Source organism: Epibacterium sp. ABZ3_068 (assembly GCF_056159265.1).
Genome location: NZ_JBSWUV010000001.1, coordinates 425,529 through 438,326 on the forward strand (window position 1 = coordinate 425,529; position 12,798 = coordinate 438,326).

The following is a 12,798-nucleotide window of genomic DNA, read 5'->3' on the forward strand; positions in this document are numbered from 1 at the left end:
AATCAGACCAAGCCAAGCCGGGCTGCGCCTTTCCTGGACGTCCTTAGGCTGCGCAGCTCTTCGACCAGACGTTTGATCATGTCAGACGAAACCTCCCGCCGTTCTGCACGTATAGAAAAGAGTGCAATCCCGGACAAAGCCGCCAGCAGAGACCGTGCCAGAGCTTTGCAATCCGTTTCTGCAGAAAGTTCCCCCCTGTCGCACGCCTGTTTAAATGCATCTGCGAAATGGGCTTCCATATCTTTCAGAACCCGGGTCTGGATCGCTTTGATCGTGGGATCATCAATCCCCGTATCCATGATCGACTTGCTGACAAAACAAGCCGCCTGCGCCCCGTCATGGACCGAAATCGGGTGGCACTCCTCAATCCAGTGCGTCAGAGCCTCCAGCGGGCTTTGCGCGGCTTCCAACCGTTCGGCAAGCATCTGGGCGGTCTGATCCGCATAATGCTCCAAAACCTGCCCGTAGAGCCCGGCTTTGGACCCAAAGGCCGCATAGATTGATCCCGGATGCATCGACAGGCCTTGCTCAAGATCCTTGAGCGAGGTGCCGTGAAAGCCATTCTTCCAGAAAATCCCAAGCGCATTGTCAAGGGCAGTACGACGGTCATGTTTTTGGGTCATAGCGTTCTATATCTTGCCGCGCGGTTGCGATCCATAAAAACAGCCTAGATCACGGTTGAGTGATCATTCAAGGCGCCACTTGAGCAATTGTTCAAGCGCTCATAAATCCCGCCTATCGAACGCAGTTCTGGCGTGACACAAAAGGATCAAGAGATGACCGAATTCACCACCTACACGGCCGAGACAGCACCCGACGCCTCACGGGATATTCTGAAGGCCGTCGAAGCGGAATATGGGTTTCTGCCCGAGCTGATGAAGGTGCTGGCAGGTTCACCCGAACTGTTACAGACCTATATTCAGGCCCATACAAACTTTGTGAACACCTCCCTGACAGCAGAGGAAAAAACCGTTGTCTGGCAGACAATTAACGTGCTGCACGAATGCACCTATTGTGTACCGGCCCATACGGCTATCGCCAAATCTATGAACGTCGATGATGCGATCACCGATGCGCTGCGCAACCGAACGCCTTTGGCCGATGCAAAACTGGAGAGCCTGCGGGCGTTTGTCAGCGCAATGGTTATGAAACGTGGTCATGTCACAGCGGAAGACACCGCAGCATTTTACGCCGCCGGATATGGTGAGACACAGGTGCTGGAAATCATCACCGGTCTCGCTCAGAAGGTGATCACGAACTACACCAACCACATCGCCAAAACGACGTCAGACCCGCAGTTTGCATCCTTTGCCTGGAGCCCCTCTGCACAGGTTGCCGCCGAATAAACAGCCGGGACAGGGCGGCGTTTGAACGGGCATGCGTAAGGCGATGCCCGTTTTCATTGAACCCGTGATGCAGTGCGAGACTGGATTTTCCTGTCAAAACCGGGCATGAACCGGGCCGAACAGCAATGAGGTCTGGCCATGAAGCTTTTTGTCGGTCTTGGAAATCCTGGCGGCAAATACGCCCGCAATCGCCATAATATCGGGTTTATGGCTCTGGATCAGATTGCCAGCGATCATGGGTTTTCGCCCTGGAAGGGTAAGTTTCAGGCAGAGCTGAGCGAGGGCAAACTGGGCGGCGAAAAGGTCATGTTGCTGAAGCCTCAGACCTTTATGAACAATTCCGGTCAATCCGTCGGCGAAGCCATGCGGTTTTTCAAGCTGACGCCGGGCGATGTTGTGGTCCTGCATGATGAGCTGGATCTGGCACCGGGCAAATGTCGTGTCAAACAGGGCGGAGGCCACGCAGGCCACAACGGGCTGCGCTCGATCCATGCCCATATCGGAGCCGATTATGCCCGCGTCCGTCTGGGCGTTGGTCACCCCGGACACAAGGATGCCGTTGCGGGCTATGTTCTGCGCGATTTCCCCAAGGCGGATGAGGTCTGGCTGGATGACCTGATGCGCGGCATTTCGGACGGCGCAGCCGAATTGGCCAGGGGAGACGGCGGCAAGTTCATGAATGCGGTTGCGCTACGTGTGGCCCCGCCCCGCAGCTCGACCTCCAAGGAAAAAGGGGACGGGGCAAAGGCAAAAGCCGGACAAGACCACCCGTCCCAAGCTGCCTCCAAGTCGGCCGAAGGTGCTGACGCTACGGACACCCGCTCCCCGATGGAGCGGCTAATGGACAAGTTCCGCTAAACCAAGCTCCTCCGCCGCAGAAGTCATTTGGGTTTTGCCTTTCTTCCCACGGGCGCTTAGGCTTGGCCTATGGACAAAGATGACAGCATAAATGTTCTGGGGGGCGCTTTGGCTCCCTGTTCGACCAAGCCGATGACCGGCTTCTTTCGCGACGGGCACTGCAATACCTGCGCAGCGGATCAGGGCAGCCACACAGTCTGCGCCGTGATGACAGCCGAGTTTCTGGCCTATTCGAAATACGTGGGCAACGATCTGTCGACGCCACGAGCCGAATACGGTTTCCCAGGGCTGAAACCCGGAAACAGCTGGTGCCTTTGCGCAAGCCGCTTCCTTCAGGCGGCGGACGAAGGCTGCGCCCCACAGGTGCATCTGGAGGCCACCCATCAGCGCGCGCTTGATCTTGTTACACTGGATATTCTGAAGGCGCATCGGTTCTCGGACGCCTAATGCACTCCCCCGCCCTGTCCTGTCAGCTTAGCTGGCATCGGTTCGGTGGTGCTCCCGCGCGTCTCGGCTCACTTTTCAAGCGAACCTCGCCCCTTGGGCCTGGCGCCGGGCGATGCCCGGCGCCAGGCCCAAGGCCGCCAAGGGGTGGCTGGCCCAAAGGGCCAGAACACCTGCGGGCGCGGGAGCACTACGCCTGTCTTCTCGCCATCAGCACCACATAAAAAATGCGGCCCCTTGCGGGGCCGCACCAATTTATACCAGAGACTGTGCCCTATTACTCTTCCAAATCGCGGCCTTCGGTGTCGGACATGTCAAAGCCCAGATGGCGCGCCACGGTAAAGATGTCCTTGTCGCCGCGACCACACATATTCATCACGATGATATGTTCTTTGGGCAGCGTTGGGGCCAGTTTCAGCACATGAGCCAGCGCATGGCTGGGCTCCAGTGCCGGAATGATACCTTCCGATGCACAGCAGACCTGGAACGCCTCCAGCGCTTCCTTATCCGTCACCGAAACATATTTGGCGCGGCCCGTTTCGTGCAGCCAGGCATGTTCCGGTCCGATCCCCGGATAGTCCAGACCCGCCGAAATCGAGAACCCTTCCATGATCTGGCCGTCGTCATCCTGCAACAAATAGGTCCGGTTGCCGTGCAGAACACCGGGACGTCCACCGGTGAGGGACGCGCAGTGCTGCATCGTATCATCCACGCCCTTGCCACCGGCTTCCACGCCGATGATGTTCACGGATTTATCGTCCAGGAATGGGTAGAACAGCCCCATCGCGTTGGAGCCTCCGCCGATTGCGGCGATGACCGTATCCGGCAGGCGACCTTCGCCTTCCTGCTCGGGCAGTTGCCAGCGGACCTCCTTGCCGATAATGGCCTGGAAATCACGTACCATTGCCGGGTAAGGATGCGGACCTGCAACCGTACCGATGCAATAGAACGTGTCGCGTACATTGGTCACCCAGTCGCGCAGCGCGTCATTCATTGCGTCTTTCAGCGTGCCACGCCCCGAGGTCACCGGAATCACCTCGGCGCCCAGCAACCGCATGCGGAACACATTAGGGGCCTGGCGCTGCACATCATGCGCGCCCATATAGACCACACATTTCAGGCCAAATTTGGCACAGACCGTTGCAGTCGCCACGCCGTGCTGACCCGCACCCGTTTCAGCAATAATCCGTGTCTTGCCCATGCGCCGCGCCAGCAAGATCTGACCCAGCACGTTGTTCACCTTATGCGCGCCGGTATGGTTCAGCTCATCGCGCTTCATATAGACCTTGGCCCCGCCCAGATCCTTGGTCAGGCGTTCGGCATAATAAAGCGGGCTTGGACGGCCGACATAATGCTTCCACAGATCATCCATCTGCGCCCAGAACTCAGGATCGTCCTTGGCCTTATTGTATTCTTCCTCAAGGCTGAGGATCAGCGGCATCAGGGTCTCGCTCACGAAACGCCCGCCAAAGATCCCAAACCGTCCCTTTTCATCGGGACCGTTCATGAAGCTGTTGACTAGATCGTCGGCCATTGGTCTCTCCATCGTCGTACCCAAGAGGTTCTAGTGCGCATTGCTGAGCGGGGAAACCTGTTTTCGAAAGATTTTTGCGCGCCACAGAACATAGGCCTCCGTTCATGGGGCAGACAAACGCCCCTCCTGAGAGACATCCGCAGGCGTCACGGCAGATGGTCAACAAACCCCGCCTCCACAAGCTGATCAAAAGCGTGCTGTACCGCCAGAGGAATATCAATCTCCGCCTGATACCCAAGGTCAGGGTAAATCCGGATCCTCTCAAAGTCGCCGACCATCTCACAAATCAAGGCCCGCAGACCATGATGCGGTAAAGGTTGCCGGACAAGTGGTGTAAGGGGAGCAGTGGTCATGCATTGAACATGCGGCCATTGTCGTGTCGCTGTGGCCCGGCATCTTTGTTGCGTCTGTGGTTTTGTCACAAGGATTACAGTTTTTGCATCTGGTAACAATTCAGCAGAAAACCGTATGTTTTCCCCCAAGTTCCGCGCCCGAAGCTCCAAACGAAGCGCATCCTTTGGCACCCCGCAGGACACGGCGCAATCCGCAAAACTTTCCGCTTCGGATCTGGGAAACATCGCGCCTGTCCAATTCCCCGAAGCGCCGGAAAACAAAACCTGCGGCGCAAGACCGGCCTCGAACAGCTCGCCACATCGCTCCGCAACGCGTAAGTCATAGGAGCCAAGCCCAACAATAGCGTCAGCCGGGCTCAGAACATCACTTTTCGCATGAAACGACCAAAGGGTTTCAATTGCCTTCTTCAGGCAAGGTGACATGTCTTCAAGCGTTTGCACATTAACTAACATTCACTTATCAGCCCCTATTACCCTCAACCCCGATTGAGCAGTCCCCAGAGAAGCTGTGCCACAACCACCCTGCCAAACTTCAGTCGGAACCTCCCCCAAGCAAGATGATTTCGCTTCGGGTTTAAACCCGAAGCGACCCACGCTGCGCCGCCTTCGGCGGCGCAGCGCTTGGCCCAACGGGATGACGGGGCCCAACGGGCCACAAAGACGGGCGGGAGCCCTGACGAAATTTCATAGGAAAAAGCGGGCAGGATCACACGCCACTTGCGGCCGCGACAAAAGCGCGGATCAGCTCCGGATCTTTGACACCCGGCGCGCTTTCCACCCCCGAAGCGACATCAACCTGACGGGCGCCCGTACGGCGGATCGCTTCGGCGACGTTCTCCGGCGTCAGCCCGCCAGCCAGCATCCAGGGGCACTGCCAGTATTTCTTCTGAGCCAGGATCGACCAGTCAAAGGGCACGCCATTGCCGCCGGGCAGAACCGCCCCCTTGGGGGCCTTGGCATCCACCAGAATCTGGTCTGCCACCTGCTCGTATTCGGAAATACGCGCCAGATCGGCAGGCTCCGCGATCCCCAGAACCTTCATAACCGGAAGACCGTGGCGCGCCTTCAGGTCCGCCACACGCTCAGGGCTCTCGGCCCCATGCAGCTGCAGCATATCCAGCGGCACAGCGGCCACGATGGCATCCAACGAATCATCGTCCATATCCACCACCAGCGCAACTTTGCACAGGCCGACCGGAGCCGCGACCGCCAGCGCTGCCGCCTGTTTAATGGTCACAGAGCGCGGGGATTTCGGGAAGAAGTTGAAACCAATATAGGCGGCGCCTGCGTCTGCCGCCGCCTGAATGTCGTCTGCGGTCTTCAAGCCGCAGATTTTGCTTCTGATCTCTGCCATGTCAGATCCGGCGTCACCCATCCATGTCTGGGATGTCAGCCTGCGTCCTCCAGAAGGGCCAGAACCTCGTCCTTGCCTTCATTCTTCTGCTTCTTCAGCTTATTCACCTCACGCGAGAGCTTGCGCACTTCGCGCTTCTGGGCCCCCGCTTCGCGACGGTGTTTACCTTCGCGCAGATATTCCGCAAAGAAGCCCACCAGAAGCCCTGCGCCGACACCTGCCAGCACAACCGCAAACAGAGGCAGCGAAATGCCAAAGTTGAAACCAACCAGTTCGGCCAGCGCATCCGGCATCAGTTTCAGATCAACAAAAGAGCGGTTGGCCAAGGCAACCGAAGCCAGAACCAGGGCCAGCGTGCCCAGAACTGCATAGCGAATGTAGCGCATTTATTCTTTTCCGTTCAGACGATCCCGCAAGAGCTTGCCAGTCTTGAAAAAGGGAACATGTTTTTCCTCAACTTGCACCGTTTCGCCGGTGCGGGGATTGCGACCCGTCCGCGCATCTCGCTGTTTTACCGAGAACGCGCCAAATCCACGCAGCTCAACCCGGTCACCGCGCGCCATGGCTTCTGTCACTTCGTCAAAGACGGTGTTCACAATCCGCTCAACATCACGTTGATACAGATGCGGGTTTTCGTCTGCAATCTTCTGAATCAATTCCGAGCGGATCATTGCGCCTCATACCTCCCAGGCCGGTTTTCAAGTTTTATGCTTTTCAATGACTATAGGAAAAAAACCTTTATCCGGGAATAGTTACGCGCAAGCCCAAAGGGCAAAAATGCGTGGTTTACGCGGGAATACACAGGTCAAAGCCTATTGCGGAGGACAAAATCCGCCGATGCATCACAGTTTCCAGATGTATCGGGACCATGTGCCGAATTGATTCGATCTCCTGAAACGGTCAATCAAACGTCCGCTCAGATACAAAGAGACCCCGCAGAACGACGTCTGCGAGGTCCAATTTCTTACAGTTGAACGTGACCTTAGTCGTTGTTCAGAGCTGCACCAAGGATGTCGCCCAGTGATGCACCGGAGTCGGAGGAGCCATACTGTTCGACGGCCTCTTTCTCTTCTGCGATCTCGCGTGCTTTGATCGACAGACCCAGACGGCGGGTTTTGGAGTCGATGTTGGTGACGCGTACGTCGACCTTGTCGCCCACGTTGAAACGCTCAGGACGCTGATCGGCACGATCACGGGACAGGTCGGAGCGGCGGATGAAGGACTTCATGCCTTCGTATTCCACTTCGATGCCACCGTCTTCGATTGCGGTCACTTCAACAGTCACAATAGAGCCGCGCTTCACGCCGCCAACCGCGTCTGCGAATTTGTCACCACCCAGCGCCTTGATCGAGAGCGAGATACGCTCTTTCTCGACGTCCACTTCGGACACAACGGCCGAAACCATGTCGCCTTTGCGGTAGTTCTGGATCGCATCTTCGCCACGCTCGTCCCAGGACAGGTCGGACAGGTGAACCATGCCGTCGATGTCGCCTTCGAGACCAATGAACAGACCGAATTCGGTGATGTTCTTGACTTCGCCTTCGACCGGGGTGCCTTCCGGGTGAGTCTCAGCAAAGACTTCCCACGGGTTGCGCATGGTCTGCTTCAGGCCCAGAGACACGCGACGCTTGGCGCCGTCGATTTCCAGAACCATGACGTCGACTTCCTGCGACGTGGAGACGATTTTGCCCGGGTGTACGTTCTTCTTGGTCCAGGACATCTCGGAGACGTGGACCAGACCTTCAACACCGGCTTCCAGCTCAACAAATGCACCGTAATCGGTGATGTTGGTAACGCGGCCTTTGTGGACGGACTCCAGCGGGTATTTAACCGCAACAACATCCCAAGGATCGTCCTGCAGCTGTTTCATGCCCAGGGAGATACGGTGGGTCTCTTTGTTGATCTTGATCACTTGAACTTTGACGGTTTCGCCGATGTTCAGGATCTCGTTCGGGTGGTTCACACGGCGCCATGCCATGTCGGTGACGTGCAGCAGGCCGTCAACGCCGCCCAGGTCAACAAATGCACCATATTCGGTGATGTTCTTGACCACACCTTCAACCGAGTCGCCTTCGGCCAGCTTGCCGATGACTTCTGCACGCTGCTCGGCGCGGGATTCTTCGAGGATCGCACGGCGCGATACAACGATGTTACCACGACGACGGTCCATTTTCAGGATCTGGAACGGCTGCTTCAGACCCATCAGCGGGCCAGCGTCACGTACCGGGCGGACGTCAACTTGCGAGCCGGGCAGGAAGGCCACGGCGCCGCCGAGGTCGACGGTGAAGCCACCTTTGACACGGCCAAAGATCGCGCCTTCGACACGTGCGTCGTCTGCGTATGCTTTTTCCAGGCGGTCCCATGCTTCTTCGCGGCGCGCCATCTCACGAGAGATAACAGCTTCGCCACGGGCGTTTTCAGCCGCGCGCAGGTAGACTTCGACCTCATCGCCAACTGCGATTTCAGGTGCTTCGCCAGGATTTGCGAATTCTTTCAGATCAACGCGGCCTTCCATTTTGTAGCCAACGTCGATGATTGCTTGGCCGGCTTCAATCGCCAGAACCTTGCCTTTGACAACAGAACCCTCATCGGGTGTGTCCATTTCGAAGCTTTCTTGCAGGAGGGCTTCGAATTCCTCCATGGATGTATCAGCCATGTGGCAGTGTTTTCCTTTAAAACGTTTTCTGGCCGAACGGTTGTCTCCGCCGGTCTTGGGGTTGGTCGTTTTCGTTGCAAGGCACCGGATGGTGCAGAACGGGTCAAAGGTTCAAACGTGCCAAACACACACATAACACAAAGGGCCGGAGGTTGCCCCGACCCTGCTCAAACCGATGTCCGTGCGATTCCCGCATCTTTATAGACAGCCGCCTTATAGGCTCAAACGGCCAAGCTGGCAAGAGGCCTTCGCTTTGCACCTGCCCCTCCCCACCGGCGATGCGACCTTCGTAAACAGTTAATAACACGTACGGCAATTGCAAAGCGCGCCATGATCATACTGGGGTTGGTTATCCCTTTAAGTGAGAGCTGCGTTCACAACCGTACACTAATCGAAAGTGACCGCGATGGTGTTGACAAGATAATCACCGGCGCGGGGCAGGACTTGGCCTGTGGCGGCGCAGGGACCGCTCTGATCCTGCAGTCTTCTGGCTCAGCTATCAAACGTCCGCTGCCCCCTTGCCGTCGGCGGCCTGTCTGCATATCCCCAAGCTGCCGCTTACCACATGGGCCCCAGATGCAGATCCTTGATATATCAGCAAACGACACGCTGCCTTTGCGCCAGATGGTGCTTTGGCCGGATCACCCTATCACCGCCAGCCAGGTGGACGGAGATCAAGACGCGCTGCATTTCGGCTGTTTCGCCAATGGCCAGCTGATCTCTGTCGCCTCGCTTTTCCCGAACGGTGAAGCGATCCGTCTGCGAAAATTTGCAACTCACCCCGATTTTCAAGGCCAAGGCGCCGGCAGTCTGATGTTGCGCCATTTACTGACCAAGGCCAAAGCCCGCAATCATTCGCTCTTCTGGTTCGATGCCCGCGAAACCGCCCTGCCCTTTTATGCGCGGTTTGGGTTCGAAACCGAAGGCGCGCGTTTTTTCAAACGGGGTGTCGCCTATTTCCGCATGGCATTGACGCTCTAGATTTCTTCGCCTTTTTTCAAAAGTTCCTCAATCAACTGCTGTTGCAGATTGCCGCTGTCCCCAGCACCAAACTGGACACCACCCCCGGAATAAAGCGAGCCATAGGTGCGCGCCACATTTACGGTCTGCCCAAGCCCCGAGATCAGCTGATCTTTTTTCAAAGGGGACAGCGGGTGAATAAATGTCGCCCAAAGCGTGCCATTGGCCACCGCATATCGTGCATCAAGCGCCGAGTCGAAATTGGCCTGCATCATTCGCATCAGATCCTCGGCCGACAGATCCGCCGCCGACCGGATCGCCACCATTGCACGCATTCGGTCCGCAGTTGCATCCGTGATAACAAAAACCGGGATATCCTGAATCTTCAACTGAAATGCAGGACCATTGGGCTGCATTTCCGGATCAAGCGCAGCAAGAATGCGCCCCAACCGTTCATAGTCCATTGGCGGTTCAGCCGCGGGCACCTCTGCGACCGGTGGCTCAGGGGCTTCTTGCGCAGAAAGACTCGCGCCCCATCCCAGAAGCCCCCACCCCGCCAGAACCAAGGACAAGATCAAACGAGACGGCAGACTGGACGATGATACACATGCGGGCATTGAGCTCTCCTTTGATGGCATTCATCAAAGGTAAGCCGCAAAGGGGCCGTTGGCGATGCACGGATTGGTGAGGCGACTGGGAACTGTGCGTCAGGCCGCGCCACGCGCCCCGACAGCCGCGATGGCGGTGGCAATCGCCTCTTCGATATTCAGCTCGCTGGTGTCGATCAAAACCGCGTCGTCTGCCGGGCGCAGCGGAGCCTCAGCCCGGTTCATGTCTCGATCATCACGGCTTTTGACGTCAGCCAGAACCTCTTCCAGCGATTCTGCCAAGCCTTTGGCCGCCAGTTCCTGAAACCGTCGCTTGGCCCGCACTTCTGCGCTGGCTGTGACAAACAGTTTGGCCTCAGCGCGCGGGCAGATCACAGTGCCGATGTCACGACCATCCATGACCGCCCCGCCTGATCGCCGGGCAAAAGCGCGCTGAAAATCAACCAGCGCCGCACGCACTTCGGGTATAACCGCCACTTTGGACGCGGCCTGCGCCACTTCTGGCCCCCGCAGGTCCGGGTTGTTCAGATCATCGGGCAGCAAGTTTTGCGCAGCCTCTACCGGTGGGACACCTGCCATCATCTTGGCCCCAACAGCACGGTAAAGAAGACCTGTATCAAGGTGGGCAAAGCCAAAATGCTCGGCCACCGCGCGCGAAATGGTCCCCTTGCCCGCAGCAGCAGGCCCGTCAATTGCCACACAAAACATGCGTTTCTGTCCTTGAAAGCTCTGGTTCTTCGATCTCGTTCCATTGCGCTAATACGTCGGCGCAAAAAACACAACTCTCGGATCCAGCCTTCAAACCACTACAAAAAAGAAAAGGCCACCGGTAGCGGGGGCCTCTTGTATTTGAACAAGAACAGGTTCGCGCGCTTACGCGGGAAGTGCCTTCTTGCGACGACGCAGCGCCAGACCACCGAGACCGGCCAGCAAAAGCAGACCCGAAGCAGGCAAAGGCACCGCCGTAACCGAACCGCTTACAGAGGCGAAGCCCGGCCCGAAGACGTCGTCTGTTGAATCGATGTAGAAACCGAAACTGTCTCCGGTTTGGACACTCAGGGAAAGTTCACCTGTCTGTGATGTGCCGTAAGGAGCCCCATCTTCTGTCAGCTGAGTAAATGTACCGCCGACAAAAAAGCCGAATGGATCATAACCCGAACCGTCTAAATCAAACGTCGTGTAGGACCAGAAGATCGAATACGTTGTATTTTCGGTTGCGGTTGCAGAAAACGTGCTGACATCCCCTGTACCGACACTTGGGCTATTCGACCCGGTAAACGAAAGGGCGAAATCGTCGACCCCATCCACAAGTTGAAAGCCAATCCCGTTTCCAGTGCCAGCATCAAATGTAAACGTTACGGCCTGCGCAGTCGTTCCGGCGGCCAGAAGGGCCAAAGTAGTTAAAGCTGTCTTTAACATTTTGAAGGTTCCATTGTACCGTTTAAAATTAGATTAGCTCATTTTGCCGACTCCACCTTTGGCGGACGTAAGTGAGAACGTGGTAGCACAAAGAAATAACAATATTCAGTCAAATGCGACACGCCCAACATTATTTTACGATAATTTATCTTTACTAGTGTTGATTGCGTCACATCAAGCAGCAGCTTGCCCGTCACGTGTTACTTTTTGCTTACCAGAACGGCATTTCTGCGCTGTCGGTTTGCCCCCCCGAAAAACCACAGAATGACGATGGGGCCAAAACCGAGTTGCAGAAGCACGGAAAATTCCACCATAATGTGAGCATAACTGTAATCTTAGGGAAAATGAGGTGGCGAGCAGGTTCTTCAACAACAAGATGCTGGATTTCGCGGAAAACCAAAGCACGCTGACAGCGCCGGAAGCAGCCTTTACGTTACTGGACGCTGAGCTCAAATCTTTTGGAGCAAAAAGCGCCGTATATGGGATGATGCCGGTCAGCGGCAGCCCCGCGACCCCAAGCTCACCAGAGGAAGAGCCCCTCACCGGCACAAAGGAACTTGCAAAGGCCAACACCTTTTTCAGTTACCCCGAAGAATATGCGGGGGCCTATATGGTCGACGCGCTTATAGACCACGATCCATTTGCGCGGTTCTGTGCCACAACAGAAGGCGGCGCTATGGGGTGGCATGACCCGCGTGCCGCGCTTTATGCCACCGCACATTCCAACAAAGTCCTTGAACTTGCAGCCGATTACGGCCTGCAGCATGGGATCAGCGTCCCCTTGCGCGACGGGTCTGGACAGGCGGTTGGCGGCATTGGCATGGCGCTTGACCTCAAGACCGAGCGCGAAGCCGAAGACACGCTGCGCGCCAATGGGCGAGATATCGAAATGGCGGCATTGCTCTTTCATGCGCGTTTCCATGATGAGCTAACCCCCAAAGACGTGATCAGCTTGTCCGCCCGTGAAATTGAATGCCTGAAGTGGGCGGCTGTTGGGCTTTTGACCAAGGAAATCGCCTTCCGCCTGTCTCTTTCAGACAAGACAGTCGAGTTCCACCTGCGCAATGCCACCAAGCGTCTAAATGCGCGCAACCGGACCCATGCGGTGGCCCGTGCGCTGGTGTATGGGTTGATTTCGCCCTAGCGTGTGATTCTTCGCAAATCGCGAAACGGGACGCTCAAAATCCACCGGAACGTGTGAACGCAATTTACGTTGGGAAAATCATCCAATTTTCCCCTTCAAACCGGAACGGCTTTCCCGCAAGC

15 protein-coding genes are annotated in these 12,798 nt (G+C 56.7%); 5 read left to right on the forward strand and 10 right to left on the reverse strand.

The features are described from left to right. Window positions 1-2 precede the first annotated feature (2 nt). Window positions 3-623 carry a TetR/AcrR family transcriptional regulator gene (locus ACXAEW_RS02050; RefSeq protein WP_474939722.1) on the reverse strand — a complete coding sequence of 207 codons (621 nt, stop codon included), beginning with the start codon at window positions 621-623 and terminating at the stop codon, window positions 3-5. Between the two features lie 153 nt (window positions 624-776). Here ACXAEW_RS02050 and ACXAEW_RS02055 point away from each other — a divergent pair, with 153 nt between their 5' ends. From ACXAEW_RS02055 to ACXAEW_RS02065, 3 genes are all read left to right on the forward strand, one after another. After that, window positions 777-1,346 carry a carboxymuconolactone decarboxylase family protein gene (locus tag ACXAEW_RS02055; RefSeq protein ID WP_474939723.1) on the forward strand — a complete coding sequence of 190 codons (570 nt, stop codon included), beginning with the start codon at window positions 777-779 and terminating at the stop codon, window positions 1,344-1,346. A 138-nt stretch (window positions 1,347-1,484) separates the two neighbouring features. Next, window positions 1,485-2,204 carry an aminoacyl-tRNA hydrolase gene (pth, locus tag ACXAEW_RS02060; protein WP_474939724.1) on the forward strand — a complete coding sequence of 240 codons (720 nt, stop codon included), beginning with the start codon at window positions 1,485-1,487 and terminating at the stop codon, window positions 2,202-2,204. A gap of 69 nt (window positions 2,205-2,273) precedes the next feature. Next, window positions 2,274-2,651: a DUF2237 family protein gene (locus ACXAEW_RS02065; RefSeq protein WP_474939725.1), complete on the forward strand. Its 378-nt coding sequence runs from the start codon at window positions 2,274-2,276 to the stop codon at window positions 2,649-2,651. Between the two features lie 274 nt (window positions 2,652-2,925). Here ACXAEW_RS02065 and trpB read toward each other — a convergent pair whose 3' ends face one another. From trpB to rpsA, 6 genes are all read right to left on the reverse strand, one after another. After that, a complete protein-coding gene (gene trpB / locus ACXAEW_RS02070; RefSeq protein WP_474939726.1) occupies window positions 2,926-4,182 on the reverse strand; it encodes a tryptophan synthase subunit beta in 1,257 nt (418 codons plus the stop codon). Window positions 4,183-4,328: 146 nt separating this feature from the next. Further along, complete coding sequence (locus ACXAEW_RS02075; RefSeq protein ID WP_474939727.1) at window positions 4,329-4,988, reverse strand: YdcF family protein; 660 nt, start codon at window positions 4,986-4,988, stop codon at window positions 4,329-4,331. Window positions 4,989-5,241: 253 nt separating this feature from the next. Continuing rightward, window positions 5,242-5,889, reverse strand: coding sequence for a phosphoribosylanthranilate isomerase (locus tag ACXAEW_RS02080; protein ID WP_474939728.1), 648 nt, complete (start codon window positions 5,887-5,889; stop codon window positions 5,242-5,244). 35 nt (window positions 5,890-5,924) lie between these two features. After that, window positions 5,925-6,275, reverse strand: a complete 351-nt coding sequence (locus ACXAEW_RS02085) for a lipopolysaccharide assembly protein LapA domain-containing protein (protein WP_474939729.1) — start codon at window positions 6,273-6,275, stop codon at window positions 5,925-5,927. After that, a complete protein-coding gene (gene ihfB / locus ACXAEW_RS02090; RefSeq protein ID WP_474939730.1) occupies window positions 6,276-6,560 on the reverse strand; it encodes an integration host factor subunit beta in 285 nt (94 codons plus the stop codon). A 311-nt stretch (window positions 6,561-6,871) separates the two neighbouring features. Beyond that, window positions 6,872-8,545, reverse strand: a complete 1,674-nt coding sequence (gene rpsA / locus ACXAEW_RS02095) for a 30S ribosomal protein S1 (RefSeq protein ID WP_474939731.1) — start codon at window positions 8,543-8,545, stop codon at window positions 6,872-6,874. A gap of 576 nt (window positions 8,546-9,121) precedes the next feature. Here rpsA and ACXAEW_RS02100 point away from each other — a divergent pair. Beyond that, window positions 9,122-9,526: a GNAT family N-acetyltransferase gene (locus tag ACXAEW_RS02100; RefSeq protein ID WP_474939732.1), complete on the forward strand. Its 405-nt coding sequence runs from the start codon at window positions 9,122-9,124 to the stop codon at window positions 9,524-9,526. On the opposite strand, the gene ACXAEW_RS02105 is transcribed toward ACXAEW_RS02100, so the two are convergent. From ACXAEW_RS02105 to ACXAEW_RS02115, 3 genes are all read right to left on the reverse strand, one after another. Then, window positions 9,523-10,122 (reverse strand): hypothetical protein, encoded by a 600-nt coding sequence (locus tag ACXAEW_RS02105; RefSeq protein ID WP_474939733.1) that lies wholly within the window; start codon window positions 10,120-10,122, stop codon window positions 9,523-9,525. The two genes, ACXAEW_RS02100 and ACXAEW_RS02105, sit on opposite strands and share 4 nt — an antisense overlap. Window positions 10,123-10,212: 90 nt before the next feature. Beyond that, window positions 10,213-10,821, reverse strand: coding sequence for a (d)CMP kinase (gene cmk / locus ACXAEW_RS02110; RefSeq protein ID WP_474939734.1), 609 nt, complete (start codon window positions 10,819-10,821; stop codon window positions 10,213-10,215). 165 nt (window positions 10,822-10,986) lie between these two features. Beyond that, entirely contained in the window at window positions 10,987-11,532 is a 546-nt protein-coding gene (locus ACXAEW_RS02115) for a VPLPA-CTERM sorting domain-containing protein (protein WP_474939735.1), read from the reverse strand. Window positions 11,533-11,881: 349 nt separating this feature from the next. Here ACXAEW_RS02115 and ACXAEW_RS02120 point away from each other — a divergent pair, with 349 nt between their 5' ends. Beyond that, entirely contained in the window at window positions 11,882-12,676 is a 795-nt protein-coding gene (locus tag ACXAEW_RS02120; RefSeq protein WP_474939736.1) for a helix-turn-helix transcriptional regulator, read from the forward strand. The last annotated feature ends 122 nt before the right edge of the window (window positions 12,677-12,798 follow it).

Coding starts and splice junctions, on each gene's coding strand:
- ACXAEW_RS02050 (WP_474939722.1), bottom strand. CDS start 623: ATGACCCAAAAACATGACCGTCGTACTGCCCTTGACAATGCGCTTGGG.
- ACXAEW_RS02055 (WP_474939723.1), top strand. CDS start 777: ATGACCGAATTCACCACCTACACGGCCGAGACAGCACCCGACGCCTCA.
- pth (WP_474939724.1), top strand. CDS start 1,485: ATGAAGCTTTTTGTCGGTCTTGGAAATCCTGGCGGCAAATACGCCCGC.
- ACXAEW_RS02065 (WP_474939725.1), top strand. CDS start 2,274: ATGGACAAAGATGACAGCATAAATGTTCTGGGGGGCGCTTTGGCTCCC.
- trpB (WP_474939726.1), bottom strand. CDS start 4,182: ATGGCCGACGATCTAGTCAACAGCTTCATGAACGGTCCCGATGAAAAG.
- ACXAEW_RS02075 (WP_474939727.1), bottom strand. CDS start 4,988: ATGTTAGTTAATGTGCAAACGCTTGAAGACATGTCACCTTGCCTGAAG.
- ACXAEW_RS02080 (WP_474939728.1), bottom strand. CDS start 5,889: ATGGCAGAGATCAGAAGCAAAATCTGCGGCTTGAAGACCGCAGACGAC.
- ACXAEW_RS02085 (WP_474939729.1), bottom strand. CDS start 6,275: ATGCGCTACATTCGCTATGCAGTTCTGGGCACGCTGGCCCTGGTTCTG.
- ihfB (WP_474939730.1), bottom strand. CDS start 6,560: ATGATCCGCTCGGAATTGATTCAGAAGATTGCAGACGAAAACCCGCAT.
- rpsA (WP_474939731.1), bottom strand. CDS start 8,545: ATGGCTGATACATCCATGGAGGAATTCGAAGCCCTCCTGCAAGAAAGC.
- ACXAEW_RS02100 (WP_474939732.1), top strand. CDS start 9,122: ATGCAGATCCTTGATATATCAGCAAACGACACGCTGCCTTTGCGCCAG.
- ACXAEW_RS02105 (WP_474939733.1), bottom strand. CDS start 10,122: ATGCCCGCATGTGTATCATCGTCCAGTCTGCCGTCTCGTTTGATCTTG.
- cmk (WP_474939734.1), bottom strand. CDS start 10,821: ATGTTTTGTGTGGCAATTGACGGGCCTGCTGCTGCGGGCAAGGGGACC.
- ACXAEW_RS02115 (WP_474939735.1), bottom strand. CDS start 11,532: ATGTTAAAGACAGCTTTAACTACTTTGGCCCTTCTGGCCGCCGGAACG.